This window comes from Candidatus Dormiibacterota bacterium (assembly GCA_035544955.1).
Taxonomy (GTDB): Bacteria; Chloroflexota; Dormibacteria; order CF-121; family CF-121; genus CF-13.
The window spans coordinates 110,879-128,479 of sequence record DASZZN010000051.1; the positions used below are offsets into that span (position 1 = coordinate 110,879).

The 17,601-nt window shown below is 64.5% G+C and carries 17 protein-coding genes and 1 tRNA gene; all 18 read right to left on the minus strand.

Features of this window, described 5'->3' with window-relative positions; all coding sequences use genetic code 11:
• Positions 1-22: 22 nt before the first annotated feature.
• Positions 23-382 (minus strand): 50S ribosomal protein L20, encoded by a 360-nt coding sequence (gene rplT / locus VHK65_18630; GenBank protein HVS08168.1) that lies wholly within the window; start codon positions 380-382, stop codon positions 23-25.
• Between the two features lies 1 nt (position 383).
• Positions 384-593: a 50S ribosomal protein L35 gene (gene rpmI, locus VHK65_18635; GenBank protein ID HVS08169.1), complete on the minus strand. Its 210-nt coding sequence runs from the start codon at positions 591-593 to the stop codon at positions 384-386.
• Positions 594-604: 11 nt separating this feature from the next.
• Positions 605-1,150, minus strand: a complete 546-nt coding sequence (gene infC / locus VHK65_18640; protein ID HVS08170.1) for a translation initiation factor IF-3 — start codon at positions 1,148-1,150, stop codon at positions 605-607.
• A 142-nt stretch (positions 1,151-1,292) separates the two neighbouring features.
• Positions 1,293-3,029, minus strand: a complete 1,737-nt coding sequence (thrS, locus tag VHK65_18645; GenBank protein HVS08171.1) for a threonine--tRNA ligase — start codon at positions 3,027-3,029, stop codon at positions 1,293-1,295.
• A gap of 60 nt (positions 3,030-3,089) precedes the next feature.
• The gene (locus VHK65_18650) at positions 3,090-3,368 is read right to left on the minus strand and encodes a hypothetical protein (protein HVS08172.1); all 279 of its coding nucleotides are present in this window, start codon (positions 3,366-3,368) and stop codon (positions 3,090-3,092) included.
• Between the two features lie 265 nt (positions 3,369-3,633).
• Positions 3,634-4,065, minus strand: coding sequence for a hypothetical protein (locus VHK65_18655; protein HVS08173.1), 432 nt, complete (start codon positions 4,063-4,065; stop codon positions 3,634-3,636).
• A gap of 114 nt (positions 4,066-4,179) precedes the next feature.
• Positions 4,180-5,130: a threonine/serine dehydratase gene (locus tag VHK65_18660; protein HVS08174.1), complete on the minus strand. Its 951-nt coding sequence runs from the start codon at positions 5,128-5,130 to the stop codon at positions 4,180-4,182.
• A 166-nt stretch (positions 5,131-5,296) separates the two neighbouring features.
• Positions 5,297-5,373 (minus strand) — tRNA-Val (locus VHK65_18665).
• 529 nt (positions 5,374-5,902) lie between these two features.
• Positions 5,903-7,252 (minus strand): MFS transporter, encoded by a 1,350-nt coding sequence (locus VHK65_18670; protein HVS08175.1) that lies wholly within the window; start codon positions 7,250-7,252, stop codon positions 5,903-5,905.
• Between the two features lie 23 nt (positions 7,253-7,275).
• The gene (gene rsmA / locus VHK65_18675; protein ID HVS08176.1) at positions 7,276-8,088 is read right to left on the minus strand and encodes a 16S rRNA (adenine(1518)-N(6)/adenine(1519)-N(6))-dimethyltransferase RsmA; all 813 of its coding nucleotides are present in this window, start codon (positions 8,086-8,088) and stop codon (positions 7,276-7,278) included.
• A gap of 31 nt (positions 8,089-8,119) precedes the next feature.
• On the minus strand, positions 8,120-8,998 hold the full coding sequence (locus VHK65_18680) for a TatD family hydrolase (protein HVS08177.1): 879 nt from the start codon (positions 8,996-8,998) through the stop codon (positions 8,120-8,122).
• Positions 8,896-10,437 carry a methionine--tRNA ligase gene (gene metG / locus VHK65_18685; protein HVS08178.1) on the minus strand — a complete coding sequence of 514 codons (1,542 nt, stop codon included), beginning with the start codon at positions 10,435-10,437 and terminating at the stop codon, positions 8,896-8,898. Before metG ends, VHK65_18680 begins: the two co-directional genes overlap by 103 nt.
• The gene (rsmI, locus tag VHK65_18690) at positions 10,430-11,116 is read right to left on the minus strand and encodes a 16S rRNA (cytidine(1402)-2'-O)-methyltransferase (protein HVS08179.1); all 687 of its coding nucleotides are present in this window, start codon (positions 11,114-11,116) and stop codon (positions 10,430-10,432) included. Before rsmI ends, metG begins: the two co-directional genes overlap by 8 nt.
• Before the next feature lie 18 nt (positions 11,117-11,134).
• Entirely contained in the window at positions 11,135-11,989 is an 855-nt protein-coding gene (locus tag VHK65_18695) for an NAD+ synthase (protein ID HVS08180.1), read from the minus strand.
• Positions 11,964-12,836, minus strand: a complete 873-nt coding sequence (locus VHK65_18700; GenBank protein ID HVS08181.1) for a nitrilase-related carbon-nitrogen hydrolase — start codon at positions 12,834-12,836, stop codon at positions 11,964-11,966. Before VHK65_18700 ends, VHK65_18695 begins: the two co-directional genes overlap by 26 nt.
• Positions 12,833-15,592 carry a helicase C-terminal domain-containing protein gene (locus VHK65_18705; GenBank protein ID HVS08182.1) on the minus strand — a complete coding sequence of 920 codons (2,760 nt, stop codon included), beginning with the start codon at positions 15,590-15,592 and terminating at the stop codon, positions 12,833-12,835. Before VHK65_18705 ends, VHK65_18700 begins: the two co-directional genes overlap by 4 nt.
• A gap of 30 nt (positions 15,593-15,622) precedes the next feature.
• Positions 15,623-16,945 (minus strand): PhoH family protein, encoded by a 1,323-nt coding sequence (locus VHK65_18710; protein ID HVS08183.1) that lies wholly within the window; start codon positions 16,943-16,945, stop codon positions 15,623-15,625.
• On the minus strand, positions 16,942-17,601 hold the full coding sequence (locus VHK65_18715; protein ID HVS08184.1) for a lysophospholipid acyltransferase family protein: 660 nt from the start codon (positions 17,599-17,601) through the stop codon (positions 16,942-16,944). The genes VHK65_18710 and VHK65_18715 overlap by 4 nt, the downstream gene beginning before the upstream one ends.

A 17,601-nucleotide genomic window follows, 5' to 3' on the forward strand; every position in this document is an offset into this window, starting at 1 on the left:
GTTCACCTGAATGGGCGCTAGTTCACGCCTTCGGGCCGCCACGGGCGACGGAAACCAGTTCGCTAAAGGACGCCGTATCGCGAACCGCCAGATCCGCCAGCATCTTGCGATTGATGTTGACGCCGGCGAGTTTTAGGCCGTGCATGAACTGGTTGTATGGCATCCCCTGGCTGCGCGACGCCGCGTTGATCCTGGCAATCCAGAGCTTGCGCATGTCGCGCTTCCGCGCGCGGCGGTCGCGATAGGCGTACTCGAGCGCATGGAGCACCGCCTCGTTGGCCGGCCGGAAGAGCGTGCGGTGCGTCATGCGGAAGCCCTTGGCGAGGCTGAGGATCTTCTTGTGACGCCGGCGGGCGGGAACGCTTCGCTTTACGCGAGGCATCTCAGGTCTGGTCCTTCATGTAGGGGGCCGCGCGGCGCAGGCGCCGAGCATCCTTGCCGGTCAACACCAGCAGCTTGCTGTACTGCCGCTTCCGGCGCGGGCTCTTGTGACCGAGCAGGTGGCTCTTTTGGGCATGCGGCCGCACGATCTTGCCGGTCTTGGTCATGCGAAACCGCTTGGCCGACGCGCGATGAGTGCGAAGTTTAGGCATCGATCGCTCCTTTAATTCGTCCGTGCCTGGGCTTGAGGCGGGGGCGGCGCTTGAGCGGCCGCCGCTGCGCCAGCCGGAGCCAGGATCATGATCATGTTTCGCCCTTCGAGCAACGGCATCCGCTCGACCGTGCTGATGGTCTTCAGTTCGAGCGCCATCCGGTCGAGCAGCTTCTTGCCGATGTCCTGGTGCACCATCTCGCGGCCGCGGAACATGATCGTCAACTTGACCTTGTCCCCCTCTTCGAGGAAGGACTTGACAGCATGGAACTTCGTCTGAAAGTCATGCTCGCCGATCTTGGGACGGAGTTTCATTTCTTTGACCTTGATGACGTTGTGCTTGCGGCGCCCATCTTTCTCTTTCTTGATGCTCTCGAATTTGAATTTGCCGTAATCCATGATCCGAGCCACCGGTGGCTGTGCCTGCGGAGCGACCTCCACCAGGTCCATCTCCCGCTCGATGGCCAGCGCTTTGGCGCGGTCGATCGGCAGGACACCCAATTGTTCGTTCCGATCGTCGATGACGCGGACTTCGGCGGCGCGGATCTGGTCGTTGATCCGAAGTTCCCTAAATGCCGTGGATCAAGCCTCCTTCGAAAACAAAAAAGATAGCCCTGAGGCTATCTTCGTCCGCTTGACCTCTTCGGCACCGGCCTGGAGGTGAGAGTTCGGACAGCCTCTCTTGGCAGGCGCGAGTATATCACTCCAGCGGAAGCTGCGCTTCCCGCTCGAGCCGCGCCAGGAAGTCGTCGGTCCCGACCGACTCCTGCTCGCCGCCCTCACGCCGCCGGATGTTGAGGGCGCCCGCTTCCAGCTCCTTGTCGCCGACGACGGCCATGTAAGGAGTCTTCTGCAGCTGCGCGTCGCGGATCTTTGCTTGCATGCGTTCGCTCCGCCCGTCCACCTCGACTCGCAGGTCGCGCTGCCGAAACCGATCGGCGAGCTTGCCGACGGCCTCCAGGTGCCGGTCGGCGATCGGGATGAAGACGAGCTGCACCGGAGCCAGCCAGACGGGGAAGGCGCCGGCGTACGTCTCGATCAGGTAGGCCATGAAGCGCTCCATCGAGCCGATCGGGGCTCGGTGGATCATCACCGGTCGCGCCATGGATTGCTCGGAGGTCACATACTCCAGGCCGAAGCGCTCCGGCATCAGGAAGTCGATCTGATTGGTCGAGAGCGAGAATTCGCGACCTATCGCGTCCTTGATCTGGACGTCCAGCTTCGGTCCGTAGAAGGCGGCCTCCCCTGGCGCTTCGACGAACGGATGGCCGGAGGCGCGCAGGGCCTCGCGGGCGGCGTCCTGGGCGCGCTCCCATACGGCGGGGTCCCCCATCCACTTGTTGCTGACGTCATCGCGAAGGGAGAGCCGGAAATGAAAGTCCTTGATGCCGAACGCCCGGTACACCTGCAGGATCAGCTCGATCACCCGCTCGAACTCCTCGTTGAGCTGATCGGGACGGCAGAAGATGTGGGCGTCGTTGATGGTGAAGGCGCGGACCCGGATCAGGCCGGAGACCTCACCAGACTTCTCATAGCGGTACACCGTCCCCAGCTCGGCAAGGCGCACCGGCAGGTCCCGGAAGCTGTAGGCCTTCCGCTGGAACACGCGGATGTGATGGGGACAGTTCATCGGCCGGAGCTGCCACTCCTCGTCCTCCATCTCGGACGGGGCGTACATCGACTCCCGGTAGCGTTCGAAGTGCCCGCTGATCTTGTAGATCTCGAGACGGGCGATGTCCGGTGTCTTGACGTGCTGGTAACCCTGGCGTCGTTCCAGCCGCAGAATGAATTCCTCCATCTGGCGGCGGACGGCCGTGCCCCTGGGGGTCAACAGGGGCAGCCCACGACCGACCATTTCGTCGACCAGGAACAGGTCGAGGTCCTTGCCCAGCTTGCGGTGGTCGCGCTTGGCGGCTTCCTCGAGCATCTTCAGGTGCTTCTCGAGCTCCGCCTCGGTCGGCAACGCGGTGCCGTAGATGCGGGTGAGCTGTTGGTTCTTCTCACTCCCCTTCCAGTACGCGCCGGCGATGGAGAGCAGACGGAAGGCGCCCAACTGGCCGGCGTTCGCGACGTGCGGACCCAGACAGAGGTCGACGAAGTCGCCGGTCCGATAGACGCGCGCCGTCGCCTCGGTGACCTTGTCGGCGATCAGCTCGACCTTGAGCGGCTGGTGCAGCCGCTGGAAGAGCGCGACCGCCTCCGCTCGCGGGATCTCCTCCTTCACGAAGGGCGGAGCCTGCTTGATGATCTCGCGCATCCTTGCCTCGATCCGTGGCAGAGCCTCGGGGAGGAGCCGATCCTTGAAGGCGAAGTCGTAGTAGAAACCCTCGTCGGTGGCCGGACCGATACCGATTTCGGTGCCGGGAAAGAGGTCCAGGACGGCGGCCGCCATCACGTGCGCGGTCGAATGGCGCAGGGTTTCCAGATCTTGACTCATGGCTCACCCCTCACAGGTGCAGCCGATTATACGGAGCGAGTCGGAACGGACCGGTCCGGCTTAAACGGCGCGGAGTCGCTGCAGACCGGCCGGGATGTCTTCCCGGCCGAAGGTCCGGTCATCGAGCGACGCCTCGATGTCCCGATGGACCTGGAACATGAGAGGGAGCTGATGCGCCAGGGGAATGATCGGCGCGCGACGGGCCTGGCGTCGAAGGCGCTCTTGCCGGCTCGGGTCCATGGCACAGCACCGAATGCTGCAGTACTTGGCTGTTGCCTTCTTGACGGAGGCCTCGCATCCCGGACGAGCGCAGATCTTGAGCGAAGCGGTTTGCTTCAAACCGTGAGCGATCAAACGTTTCCCTCCAACTTCTTGCGTTCCCCGCCGAGACCACCCTTCTTGCGGTCCCTGCCGAGACCGGTCTCCCCTGACGCGTTATTGATTATGCGCGCCCGTTCTTGTGTGTCAAGTGTCGGCCGCGATTATCCACATCGCAACACCGGGCAGAGGAATAGCTGGGGATAAGGTCGGCGGCGGGTCAACGGACGACGAAGAGGTGTAAAGAAAACGTTTGGCTCTCTTTGGCGCTGGCTAGTGCGGGTGATTACAACGGCGTTGAGGGCGCTCGCGGCTTGAGCTTTCCCTCGCGGCGCTGCTGGAGCAGGTCACCCGCGAGCCGGGGGAGCGACGCCGCATCGTCGACGCCGCGGACCCAGATGCCGTCGGCACCGAACTTCTTGGCACGCCGCACCTGGTGAGGAAGAATGCAGAGCGCGATGATCAGCGGGCGCTCGAAACCCTGTGCTCCAGTGAGCACGCCGAATACGTACGCCGTGTCGGCTTCCCAGATGGCCATGTCTACCAGGACGGTCACGGGCTTGACGCGTTCGCACAACTGCTGCACGTCCTGGTCGGGCAGCGCGGCCTGGGCCTGGAAGCCGCTATCGGCAAACAACTCTTGATAGGCGATCGCCTGGCGCGGATCGTTCTCGAAGATGAGGAGGCCGGCCGTGCTCGAGTCCGGGGCGATGCTCATCGTCGACCGAAATTATTGCATGCGCCATGCCCGTAAGAGATTGGTCCCGGTTGCGTTAAGACAGTCAAACCGCCCTTCGCTCAAAATCCCCGGGTACAGCGCCCGGGGATTTTTTCATGTCGCGAGCCAGGCGCTGAGTCGCGGGCCGTCGAGGTTGCCACCGCTCAGGATGATGACAACCGGCCGCTGGATCGGGCGGTCGGCTAGCAACGCCGCCATCGCGGCTGCCCCGGCGGGCTCCACGACCAGCTTGGCGCCGAGGGCGATGAGCTTGAGCGCCTCGATGATCGCCGCGTCGCTAACGGTGCGCACCTCGTCGACGTAGCGCTGAATCAGCGCCAGGGTAAATGGTCGAGTGTAGGGCGCCGCCAGGCCATCGGCGACGGTGTCCAGCCGCGATGGCACGACCGGGTGACCAGCGGCGAGGCTCTCGCTCACGCAGGGGGCCTGCTCGGGCTCGACGCCGATGATGCGGGTCGCCGGGCGCTGCTGCTTGACGGCGACGGCGATGCCCGAGATCAAGCCACCGCCGCCGATCGGGACGACCACCGTGCGAACGTCGGGGACCGCCGCCAGGAACTCGAGGCCGACGGTGCCTTGCCCGGCTACGACGGCCGGGTCGTCGAACGGGTGGACGAGGTGAAGATCACGGGCGCGCTGTTCGGCCTCCAGGCGTTCCTGCCATTGCGCGAGCGGTGTGAAAACGATCTCTGCGCCGTAGCGGCGGATTGCCTCGAGCTTGGTGATCGGCGCGTCTTCCCGGACAACGACGACGCACCGGGTCCCGACCACCTGCGCCGCGTAGGCCAGCGCCAGACCGTGGTTTCCGGCGGACAGCGTGATGACGCCACGGTCACGCTGCTCGGGACTCAGCTGCAGGACGGCATTGACGGCACCCCTCACCTTGAAGGAGCCGGTCCGCTGCAAGTTCTCGGCCTTCAGCCAAACGCCCGCACCCGCAAGCGCCTCGCCGGACAGGGTCGGCGTCTTCACGACATGGGGCTGAATCCGATCGGCGGCGGCGCGGATGTCCGCCAGGGAGAGCAGCTCGGCTTCGACTGCCATGCGCTAGACGGTAGCGGGTTTACGGCAGCCTGGGGCCGTGCAACAGAACGTAGTCGAGCAGCTGCGCCAGCCACTGCCGAAGGCGAGTCGCCCGGGATGCCATACGTGTACAACGCAGAACTCCCCACGAATTGGCACATCACCAGGGCAGCTCGTTGGCAGGGGCTGGTGGGCGCAACAGGAGTCGAACCTGTGACCTCTTCCTTGTCATGGAAGCGCTCGTACCAACTGAGCTATGCGCCCTTGCGCGCGAGTTTACCGTACTGGCCCCGAATACGGACTGTCTCGTCGAATCGCGCGTGATCAAAACACGGCTATTTCGAAACTCTCGAGGACCACCTTCTGACACAGGAGTACCACAACTCCGATTGGGACTGCGAACACGAGGACGGCGAGCCCGATTAACGTGACCTGATGGTCAGTTGCTAGCAGGGTCCCCAGGAGGAATGCCCCAAAGACTGCAACCTGGGGTAATTGCAACGTGAAGGCAAGGTACCAAGCCACACTCCACCCGCGCCAAACGCCGACCCCGCTCGCAATGGTCAGCGCAACCCAGCTTGCCAAGCCGAGCCGAACCCAGGGGATGAATGAATCGTACATGTGGCTTACCGACGATCCCCAGCTCATGCCGGGGGGGACCGGATGCGGAGAAGGAGGTTCTGGCGCGATCGTTATCGCCCAACTTGCATAACCTACGGCTTCAATCGCCACAAGCGTCAGCAGCACAATGAGCAGCCGATATGACGGTCGCGGCCTCATCTTGCTGTAACGGCTAGAGCCGGGCTGTTCCGTCCTTGGAGAGGGTCGGCGGCACCAGCGGACTGCGACGGCCGGCCAACGCCGAGATCAGACCGCTCCCGACCAGCAGGCAGCCCATGCCGAAGATGACCCAGGTGACGCCGAAGAGGTCGGCGAGGCCGCCAGCCAGCAGGATGGGGACGGCGACGGCGGCGTTGACCACCGTGAACATCGCGCCGAAGATGCGGCCGCGCAGTTCCGCTTCCGTCTTTTCCTGCAAGACCGTGAAGGCCGGGATGAAGAGCATGCCGAATTCCAGGCCGCCGATGAACCCGAAGACCACCGGGAAGGAAACCAGCAGCCACTTGACGCCGAGCTGCTCCAATAGGTATGGGACTGAAGCCATCAGCATCAGCGTGGCGCCGGCGGAGAGTAACCCGCCGATCAGGAGGCGGCTGCGCCGGAAGTGGCGCCCATACTGGCCCAGGTAGAACGCGGCCGCCAGCATCCCGATCACGGCCGGGGCCAGGAAGAGGTAGACGTCGGTGACCTGCAGGTGGAGCACCGTGCTCATATAGCTGGGCGCCAGCACGAAGATCGAGAAGATCACCGCGATCGTCAGGCTCAACTGCAGCACCGCGAAACGCACCAGGGGACGCGCCGCGATGTAGGCGATGCCCTCCCGGAGCTCATAAAGGATATCGGTCTTCACCTCTGGTGTCTCGTGGCTGCGAGCGCGCAGGTCACTCTTGACCAGGTAGATGAGCCAGGCCGCCAGCAGGAAGAGGGCGGCGGCGATCCAATAGGGCGAGTTGGTACCGAGAAAGCGCACGGCGAGGGTTGAGAGCGGCACGGCGATCAGCAGGGTGACGATCACCGTGCTGGTGAACATCGAGGTGGCGGTCATCAGCTCCTCGGTCCCGACGATGAAGGGGATGGATGCCGCTTCCGCCGGCGCGAAGATCTGGCCGACCGCGGCAAACAGAAAGATGATGACGAAGAGGTGCCAGGTGACGTGCTCGAAGTAGGGGGTGACCTGGCTGAGTGGGATGAGCAGAATCAAGCCGCCTCGGATCGCGTTGGTGAAGAACATCAAGCGCTTCTTGTCGTGGCGGTCGGCGTACACGCCGGCCAGCGGGCTGAGAAAGACCGACGGAAAGGTGTACGCGAGGAAGAGCGCTGCGCCGTGAGTGCTCGCCCGGCTGATGCTGTAGGTCAGGATGAGCAGGGCGAACATCAAGAACTTGTCGGCCAGTTGCGAGGCGACCTGCGCCGACCAGATCAGCCGGAAGTCGCGATTGGCAAGCACTGTCCGAAAGCCCGGCTGAGGAAGGATGATGTCGCGCGGGTCCCGACCCGCGCCGACCTCGTCTGGCTCCTTCAAGGCGCCTAAATCGTAGCTACTTGTCACCGATCGCGCTCATTCTCGAAAAGTCGCCTCCATTCCTCGAGCGTCAAGGTCTCGGCGCGGCGCGCCGGGTCGATGCCTATAACGCTCAGCCGGGCACGAGCCTCCGTACCGCTGGTGCCCCGCCTTCGACCCAGCACAAACGTCAGCTGCTTGCGACGAGCCTGGAAGAAGGGTGTGACGAATTGGAAGAAGCTGGCCAGGTCGGCGCGTGGGACCGCAGGCTCGGCCTCGGGGATGATGCGCACCAGGGCCGAATCAACCCGCGGGAGCGGCAGGAAGGCACTACGCGGGACGCGGAGGGTTAGCTCAGGCCGACCGTAGACGCGAACACCCAGCGTGGCGAGGCTCCAGTCGCCCGCTGGGGCCACCAGGCGCTCCGCCACCTCCTTCTGCACCAGCAGGTCGATACGAGCCGGTGGCAGTGGTTGCTCCAACAGGTGGACGAAGAGCGCACCTGTGAGGTTGTAGGGAATATTGCCCGCAACCCGGTAGGGCGAGGGCAGCAGCTCGCTGACCGCCGTGCGCAGGATGTCGGCCTCGATGATCCGGACATTTGACCGATCCCGCAGCGCCAGGCCCAACGCCTTGACGCAGGCGGGATCGATCTCGACTCCCGCCACGGCTCGTGCCCGGCTCGCCAGTTCGACCGTGAGCGCGCCCAGACCGGGACCGACCTCGACCATCCGGTCCGTGGGCGCGATCTCGAGCGCTTCGACGATCCGGTCGAGTTGCGACCGGTCGGCAAGAAAGTTCTGTCCCCAACGCCGCAGGTAGCGAACTCCGAAGCGGCGGGCCACGCCCCGGATCACCGAGGGATCGGCAAGATCGAGCGGGCGTTTGCTAGCCGGCGTGGGGCAACCGAAAAAGGTCGATGGCGTTCTGGCTAGTCGCCTGGCCGATCTCCGCCGGCGTCGTGCCGCGGAGCTTCGCGATCCGCTCGACGGTCTCCACGATGTAGCGCGGGGCGTTGGGCTGCCCGCGCCGGCTCTGCGGCGGAAGAAAGGGCGAGTCGGTTTCCACCAGCATGTGGTCCAGCGGGATGATACTGGCGGCGCCGATCACCCCGTGGGCGGTCGGATAGGTCACAGTCCCGGCGAATGAGAGGTAAAAGCCACGCGCCAGCGCTTCTGCGGCGAACGCCGAATTGCCGCTGAAGCAGTGAAAGACGCCGTTCAGTCCGGGAAACTCGTCGAGGATGGCCAGCAAGTCCGGGAAGGCATCGCGAGTGTGGAGCACCACCGGCTTCTCCAGCTCCTGGGCCAGGCCGAGCATCTGGCGAAAGACCTGTTGTTGACCGCGCGCCGGAACGCGATGGTAGTCCGTGAAGTGGTAATCGAGACCGATCTCGCCGACTGCGACCACACTCGGATGGCTGGCCAGCTGCCGCAGCTCTCGCCGCTCTGCCGAATCGATCGGATCACCGGCCGAGTGTGGGTGCCGGCCGATGGTCGTTTTCAAGCCCGGGATACGCTCGGCCAGTTCGACGCCCGGGCGGTTGTCCGAGGCATCATCGCCGATGTTCAGCACGGCCGCCACCCCCGCCGTCCTCGCCTCCTCCAGCGCCTGCTCCGGCGTGAGTGGCTGGCGCAGGTGCAGAAGATGGGCGTGCGAATCGATCAGGCGACCGGCTCCGGCTTCTCGATGCGGGGAAAGAGGACACCGCCGAGCGCCGTCTGGGTGCGCGGCGCCAGTCTCCCCCACTCCCTGGCGGTCGCCCACGGGGCCTTCAAGTCCGCCTTGATCTGCGCCGCGACCTTGGTGGCCGTCTCCGGCAGGAAGGGCGAGATAAGGTAACTCGTGAGCCGGATCGCCTCGACCAGGTTGTACATGACGGTCTGCAGCCGCTTGCGTTGATCCGACTGTTTGGCTAGCACCCAGGGCGCGCTTTCCTCGATGTACTTGTTCCCGCGGTTGACCGCTTCCCAGATGAGATCGAGGGCGCCCGTGAAGTCCAGCACCTTCATGTGCTTGTCCTGCCCGCGCACAGCCTTCTCGAAGGCTGTCTGGAGGTGTTTGTCGAGCGCCATCGCGTCGCCATCGGGGGCCGGCACCTTGCCGTCGAAATACCGCTGCAGCATGGAGAGCGTTCGGTAGACAAAGTTCCCCAGGTCGTTGGCCAGATCGGCATTGAATCGATCCGTCATCGTTTCCCAGCTGATCTCTCCGTCACGATCGAACGGCAGCTCACGCAACAGGAGATAGCGGACCGCTTCGGCGCCGAAGCGCTCGGCGGCTTCCAGCGGATCGATGTAGTTTCCCGCGCTCTTGCTCATCTTCTCGCCCCGGACAGTGAGGAACCCGTGCGCGTATACCCGCTTCGGCACTGCCACTCCCGCGGACATCAACATTGCCGGCCAGTAGAGGCAATGGAAGCGCGTGATGTCCTTCCCGATCACGTGGAGGTCGGCCGGCCACCAGCGCTTGAACATCGCCTCATCGGTCCCGTACCCAACACCGGTGGCGTAGTTGACCAGGGCGTCTCCCCAGACATAGACGACGTGCTTGTCATCACCCGGGAAGGGAATGCCCCACTTGATGGTCGAACGCGAGATGCTGAAGTCTTGCAGGCCGGCCCGTAGCCACCCGAGGACTTCGTTGCGGCGGGACTCCGGCTGGATGAACTCGGGGTGCTTGTCGATGTGCTGCTGCAGTCGGTCCTGGTAAGCGGACAGCTTGAAGAAGTAGTTCTCCTCCTTCAGCCACTGGGCCTTGAGCGTGGGGTGGATCAGACAGTACCCATCCTTGAGGTCGGCGTCTTGCTTGAACGCCTCGCAGGAGACGCAATACCAACCCTCGTAGGAGCCCTTAAAGATGTCCCCCTTCGCCTGCATCTTCGCGATGAACGCTTGCACACCCAGGACATGGTCGGGATCCTCGGTCCGGATGAAGCGGTCATAGGAGATCCCAAACCGAGCTTCGATGTCCCGGTAGAGCTGCGCCATTCGAGCGGTAAAGTCCGCGGTCGACACGCCTTCTTCCTCCGCCTTGCGTCGCACGTTTTGTGAGTGCTCGTCGGTACCGGTAAGAAAGAAGGTGTCGTCCCCGATCAGGCGGTGGTAGCGTGCCAGGGCGTCGGTGCCCACCAGTTCATAGATGAAGCCAAGGTGGGGCGCGGCGTTGGGATACACGATCGCGGTGGTGACGTAGAACTTACTCATTTGGGGCCTTCCAATCGCTGCCGGCTACCACGACCGTCAGCTCGCCTCGGGGTGGAGATTTCGCGAAATGCTCCAGGAGTGTCGCCGGCGTTCCACGTAAGAACTCTTCGTGGAGCTTGGTGATCTCCCGCGCCACCACCAGCGAGCGGGGGCCGAGGGCGGACGCCATTATATCCAATGTCCGCTGGATCCGATGCGGGGATTCGAAGAAGACGAAGCTTCGCTTGGCGAGCGCGGTCTCGCGGATCAGCCGCTCCAGCTCGCCCCGTTTGCGCGGCAAGAAGCCGAGAAAGGTGAACTGGTTGGTCGGAAGGCCGGAGCTCACGAGGGCGGCCAGCACCGCAGACGGCCCGGGGATCGGCACCACCGGGTAGCCGGCGGCGACGGCGGCGCTCACCAGCCGCACGCCTGGGTCGGAGAGCGCCGGCGTGCCCGCGTCGGAGACCAGGGCGATGTCGTGCTGCGCGAGACGGGCGAGGATCGATTGCAGCTGGCGCGCCTCGTTCTTCGCGTGCAGGCTGACCAGTGGCCGGCGCAGGCCGAAATGGGTGAGCAGTTTCATGGTGTGCCGCGTGTCCTCGGCGGCAATCAGCGGCACCGACTCGAGGACCTGCAGGGCCCGAAGGGTGATGTCGTCGAGGTTGCCGATGGGAGTGGCGACCAGGTACAGCGTCCCCAATTCAGGCGCCGGCCGACATCAGTGTCCCCAATCGCGCGGGTAGCGGAAGTCGCGGTCGATCGTCCGTGAGGATAGCTTGGCGATGACGGGCAGGCGGCGTTTGTACTGGTTCTCGCGGACGCGGCGGACGATCTCCTCGACAAACGCCGGATCGAAGCCCAGCTTCTTTACCTCTTCCACCGAATAGCGCCGTTCCACCAGGTAGTAGAGCAGCTGGTCGATCATCCGGTACTGGAAGCCTAGCTCGGTCTCGTCCGCCTGCCCCGCCCAGAGATCGGCGGAGGGCGCCTTCTGCACGATCCCCGTGGGCACACCGAGAGCGTCGGCCAACTGCCAGATCTGGGTTTTGTAGAGGTCGCCGATCGGATTGATTGCGCTCGCCATGTCGCCGTAGATCGTGCCATAGCCAAGCAGCAGCTCGGTCTTGTTGCTGGTCCCGATGACGAGCGCGCGCCACGCCCACGACTGGTCATAGAGGATCGACATTCGCTCGCGCGCCATCTTGTTCCCCCGTTGCTTTTGGTCGGCCTCGGGAAAATTCTCGAAGTAGGCATCGATCTGCGGGCTGATCTCGATCTCCAGGTGATGGATGCCCAGCTGCTGCACGACCTGCAACGCGTCGCTCTTACTCTTGGGGTCGCTCGTCGTGTAGGGCATGATGAAAGCCACCACGTTCTTCGGCCCGAGCGCCTCGGTGGCGAGCGTTGCCACCAGGCTCGAATCGACCCCGCCGCTCAGGCCAAGGACGACCCGTTCGAAACCGACCTTGCGCACCTCGTTGCGGATGAAGCCGACGAGAATCCCGCGGACGAGTTCGGGATTGATCCGCAGTGGCGGAAAGACGGGTTCAGAAAGGCTTGCGGGTGCGCTCATGCCAGACCCGTCGCAGCTCGTTGACGGTGAGTTCGAGCCGCTCATCACGCAGGAGTGGATTGGCGAGCCGCTCACGACGGACGTCACCAAGGTCGATTGTGGCGAGAACGAGCGCCTCGTCGGCGTCCTCCTGCTGCGCGATGATGTCGCCGTTCGGGCCGATCACCATGGAGCCGCCCCAGAAGTTCGCGCCATCCTCATACCCCACCCGGTTGCAGTAGAGGAAGAAGGTCGTCAGGAACTGGGCATAGGTGCGGCAGAGGAGACCGTACGATTCCGAGGTTCCGAGCCGCTCGTCGGTCGTGATCCCACGCCCCGGGCTGGCGGATGGGCAGATGATCATGTCGACGCCTTCGAGACTGAGAACGTAGGCGCTGGAGAGGTGCCAGATGTCTTCGCAGACCAGGATCCCGGCCCGGCCGAATCCCGTCTTGAAACTGCGGAACCGGTCACCGGCCGCGAAATAGCGATGCTCATCGAACATGCCATAGGTCGGGAGGTACACCTTGCGGTGGACGTGGACGAGTTCACCGCGACTGAAGTAGAGACTGGCGTTGAAGTAGCGATGATCAGGCTCTTCGACAACCGCTCCGAGCACGACGTCCAGGCTGGCGGACAGGCCGCCTAGTTCATCCATCACGGCGCCTTCCAGCGGGATCGCGCTGTCCGGGACCAGGTCTTTGAGGAAATAGCCGGTAAGACTGAGCTCGGGGAAAACCAGCAGTTCGACGCCGGCCTCGCCCGCTTGCCGCACCCACTGGCGATGCCGCTCGAGGTTACGAGCACGGTCGCCGAGCGCCGGGTCCATCTGAACCAGCCCGACCGCGAGCCGGCCGTTCGGGCTCACGTCCCGACCCGGCTGGAGCGGTCAGGATTGCGGGGCCGCGTGACCTCTCGGCCGCGGGCCAGCCACTGGGCAATGGCTTGCGCCATCTCATCGCAGTGCCCGAGGTGTACCGCGGCGCGAGGGAGGGCATCCAGAAACGCCGTCCCGTACGTCCGGTTCGCGATCCGGTGATCCATGAGCACGACCGCGCCACGATCGCTTTGACGCCGGATCAGGCGACCAAAGCCCTGTTTGAGGCGAAGCACGGCCTCCGGCAGCGCCAGCTGCCCGAAAGGATCGGCGAGCGTCGCGCTTCGGGCCAGCTGCAGCGGATCACTGGGAACTCTGAAGGGCAGCCGGACGATCACCACGCAGGAGAGCGCATCGCCGGGGACGTCGATCCCTTCCCAAAAGCTGCTACTCCCTAACAGGATGCTGCGCGGATCTTCCTGGAATTGCGCCAGCAACTGGCGGCGGGTGCCGTCCAGGTTCTGCGCCAGCACCGTCAGATCGCCGCGCGAGGTGCGAACCCGCAGCCGATCGGCGACATCCCGCAGCTGTTGATGGGACGTGAACAACACCAGAGTTCGGCCACCGATCGCTTGGGCGATATCGCCCACGACGCCGCTTACCTGGTCAAGGAAGGCAACGTCGCTGAGATCCTTGAGGTCGGTGGGCAGACAGAGCAGCGCTTGCGATAGGTAATCGAAGGGTGAGGCCAGCACCATCTCGTGCGTGCTCAGTGCTTCGAGCCCGACACCGCGCTTGAAGTACTCGAAGGAATCGGCCACCGCCAGCGTGGCGGAGGTGAAGACCACGGTGTCCTTGCCGGCGAAGGCTCGTGACTGCAGTTCCCGGCCGGCCATCGTGGGGGCCGCCTGCACCAGCGGACGGCCCGAGCGGCGTTCGCTGCGGATCCAGTAGAGGCGGTCGGGCTTTGGCTGGAGCAGGGCCTGGCGGATCAGGTCCACTCGCCCCTGGAGCTGGGTCACAAAGAGGTCCAGTTCCCGCTGGGCGTGCGGATTGCTCTCCAGCGGCAACTGGTTGGCGGCATCATCCAGGGCGCGACGAAGCCGCATCGCCTGGTCGGCGAGCCTGGCAGCCAGCCCGGAGAGTGGCACGATCTCCGACGATGTCCGCAGCGCCGTGTCGAGAACGACGGGCTCTTCGCGTGAGGGTCGCGGCGGGACGTCCGGCTGTCGCTGCCTGATGATGGCCCGGACCTCCTGGAAGAAATCGGTAACGCCCTGCTTCGCCTCGGCAGCCGACGTGCGGACGGCGTCGCCAGGCTGGCCTACCGCGGCGCGGAACCAGGTGAGCGCCCCGTCGATGCTTTCCAGTATCTCCTCCTCCCCCACGCGCTGGGTGAGCGCGTCGACCGCGGTTTCTTCCAACTGGTGCGCCTCGTCCACCACGAGGTGCGTGTGAGGCGGGAGGACGGAGCCGCCGTTGAGCGCGTCGGCCAGCAGGAGCGCGTGGTTGGTCACGATCAGGTCGGCGTCCTGTGCCCCCCGGCGGCTATTCCAATAGAAGCAGCGCTGGGTCTTGTAGTTTTCGCAATGGGCGGCGAGACAATCGTCGGCGGTCGACGCCGCGCGCAGCCAGAACAGCTCGTCGAATCCGTTGAGCTTGATCTCGGAGCGATCACCATGACGCGTCTGCGCCAGCCAGACCAGCATCCGCAGCTTGAACTTCACCTCGTCGTGGAACCAGCTGCCATCGGCGCGCCGGCTGGGCGCATTGAGGTAGCGGTTCCAGCGCCGCAAGCTGACGTAGTTGGCGCGACCCTTTAGGAGTGCGGCTTTGAAGTCGAATGGCAGCCAGCTGCGCATGAACGGAATGTCCTTCGAGAAGAGCTGCTCCTGCAGGGTGATCGTGTTGGTCGCCACCACGACGCGCTCACCGCTGGCGACCGCATGGTGAACAGCGGGCACGAGGTACGCGAGTGACTTGCCGGTACCCGGGCCGGCTTCGACGAGGAGGCGACCGCCCCGGGCGTACAGCTGGGCGATGGCGAGCGTCATCTGCAGTTGTGATTCGCGGAGCTCGTAGTCGTCGAGCAGCCCCGCCATCGGGCCATCAGGGCCGAGCAGGGCTCGGATCGCCTGTGGATCGGTCGAGGGCGTGTCGGGGCGGACGACACTGACGGGTGACGTAGCGGCAAGTGGCAGGCTCTCGACCCCGTTGGAACCGGCGCCCCGCGCCTCCTTCAGGAAATAGTGGATCGGATGCGGCCAGCCGTCGGCGAGCTCCACCATCCGGTCCAGCAGGTCGTCCGGGAAGCCACGCGCAAACTGCCAGAGGTAGCGAAAGAGTTGCCGCGCGGCGTCCGCGTCCGATAGCGCGCGATGGGGATGTGGGTGGCTCAGGCCGAGCTGGCGTGAAAGGTGCGGCAGGCTGTGGCTGGGCACGGCCGGCAGCATGATCCGCGACAGGTCAAGGGTGTCAAACAGCACATACGCGGGCTGCGCGTCGCCACCGACCAGGAACGACAGGTCGAAGTTACCGCTGTGCGCCACCACCCCGCTCGTCCCGACGAAGTCGATCAGTTGCGCCAGCACCTCCTCCGGTTGGGGCGCCGCGGCCACGTCGGCATCATGGATCCCGGTCAGTTCCTGCACGGCGCGCGGGATGCCGACCTCGGGACGGACGAGGGACTGGAACGTGGCGAGCACCTGATCACCCTGGAACCGAACGGCGCCGACTTCGATAATCCGGTCGAGCCTGGGAGTGAGGCCGGTGGTCTCGAGATCGAGAGCAACGAACGTGCGATCCACTACCGCAATGCTCTCAAATCAGGCCACGGCTTACAGCAATTTCGCAGCAAGCTCCGCGAGTTCCGACCTTTGGCCCTTGGTCAGGGTGACGTGGCCGGCCAGTGGATTGTTCTTGAACTTCTCGATCGCGTAGCAGAGGCCATTGCTGCGGAAGTCGAGGTAGGGATGGTCGATCTGGTTGGGATCGCCGGTGAGGACGATCTTGGTCCCCTCGCCGGCTCGCGACACGATCGTCTTGACCTCGTGCGGCGTGAGATTTTGTGCCTCGTCGACGATGATGAATTGCTGCGGGATGCTCCGGCCGCGAATATAGGTGAGCGCCTCGGCTTCGAACAGGCCCTTGTCCTGGATGTGCCGGATCATGTCCGCGGCCATCTGCTCCTTGTAGATGCAGCCCATCAGGTACTCGAGGTTGTCGTAGATCGGCTGCATCCAGGGCCGCAGCTTCTCGTCCTTGTCCCCGGGAAGGTAGCCGACATCTTTGCCCATGGGGATCACCGGCCGTGTGACCAGCAGCCGCCGGTACTTGTGCTGGTCGAGCACCTTGTTCAGCCCGGCCGCAAGAGCGAGCAGCGTCTTCCCGGTGCCGGCCTGGCCGGTCATGGTGACAAATGGGATCCGGTCGTCGAGCAGGATGTCGAACGCGAAGCGCTGACCGAGGTTCTTCGGTTGAATCCCCCAGATTTCCTTCTTGATCGTGGCGAGTCCCACCACGTGACCGGCCGCCGCGTCATACCGGCCCAGCGCGCTCGACTTCGTGCCGTTCACCGACTTGAAGTGAACGAACTGGTTGAAGTAGAGCTGACCGTTGGACGGCTGGTAGACATTCGTCTTGGTGAAGGTCTCGATGTCTTCCGGCGCCACCGTCAGCGTCGTCATGCCGTCGTAGAGATCCTCCTCCTTGAGCACCATCTTGTCGGTCTCGTAATCCTGCGCCTGGAGGTTGAGGGCATCGGCCTTCACCCGGACGTTGATGTCTTTGCTGACCAGGATCACGGGCGTGCCGTTGCTCTCGGCCTTCAGCTGCAGCGTCAGCGCAATGACCTGGTTGTCGGCCTTCTTTGGGTCGAGGTCCTCCGGCAAGTGGGCCGTACTCTCGTGTGTCAACACCACCCGCAGCGTGCCGCCGTATTTGAGGGCGACGCCCTCGGAGAGTTTTCCCTTGGCGCGAAGCTCGTCGAAGTAGTGGGCGATCAGGCGGGCGTGCCGCCCCACCTCGTCCTGCCGGCGCTTCTGCCCATCGACCTCCTCGATGACGGTCAGCGGGATGACGATCTCGTTGTCTTCGAAGGAGTAGATCGCGTTTGGATCGTGCAGCAGGACGTTCGTGTCGAGCACGTAGATCTTCTTCATGCTTGTGCGGTTCGCGGGGTGGACGAGCTCGCGTACTCCCCCTGGTATTCCAACGGCAGCAGCTCCGCGATCTTTGTCATCAGGTAGTCCGCGGTCTGCTGATGGTCCATCGGGCTCCCATCTCGATTCCGCTCGGGCAACCGGAAGGGTTCGCCGAATGTCATGGCGACATCCGCCCGCCGCAGGATCGTCGAGTGGCGGCCCAGAACGTTCTGGGTCCCGGTAATCGCGATCGGCACCAGCGGCGCGCCCGAGCGGCGCGCCACGAAGCCGGCGCCGGGCTCGGCGCGCAGCAGGCGGGCATCCTCGGAGCGGTGGCCCTCGGGGAAGAGCACGACGGCCGACCCTTCTTTCAACAGACCGAAGGCTCGGCGCAGCGCCGTGCGGTCAGGCGAATGGCGCACGACCGGAAAGGCGTGGTAGGCGCGCATCAACCAGGCCCAACTGCCTTTGAAGAGCTCGGCCTTCGCCATGAACCAGACCGGGCGGGGCGTCCAGCCGCCGATGATCGCCGGATCGACGCCGCCCACGTGGTTCGACACGATCAAGAGCGGGCCGGAGCGCGGTACGTTCGCCGTACCGCTGAGGTGGAATTTTGATCCGAGAAGGATTCGGGTTAGGAGCCGTGCAAGACCAGTAAGGAAGGAATAGCTCAA

Coding starts and splice junctions, on each gene's coding strand:
- rplT (HVS08168.1), bottom strand. CDS start 382: ATGCCTCGCGTAAAGCGAAGCGTTCCCGCCCGCCGGCGTCACAAGAAG.
- VHK65_18655 (HVS08173.1), bottom strand. CDS start 4,065: ATGAGCATCGCCCCGGACTCGAGCACGGCCGGCCTCCTCATCTTCGAG.
- VHK65_18695 (HVS08180.1), bottom strand. CDS start 11,989: ATGAGCGCACCCGCAAGCCTTTCTGAACCCGTCTTTCCGCCACTGCGG.
- thrS (HVS08171.1), bottom strand. CDS start 3,029: ATGAGTCAAGATCTGGAAACCCTGCGCCATTCGACCGCGCACGTGATG.
- VHK65_18660 (HVS08174.1), bottom strand. CDS start 5,130: ATGGCAGTCGAAGCCGAGCTGCTCTCCCTGGCGGACATCCGCGCCGCC.
- rpmI (HVS08169.1), bottom strand. CDS start 593: ATGCCTAAACTTCGCACTCATCGCGCGTCGGCCAAGCGGTTTCGCATG.
- metG (HVS08178.1), bottom strand. CDS start 10,437: ATGAGTAAGTTCTACGTCACCACCGCGATCGTGTATCCCAACGCCGCG.
- VHK65_18710 (HVS08183.1), bottom strand. CDS start 16,945: ATGAAGAAGATCTACGTGCTCGACACGAACGTCCTGCTGCACGATCCA.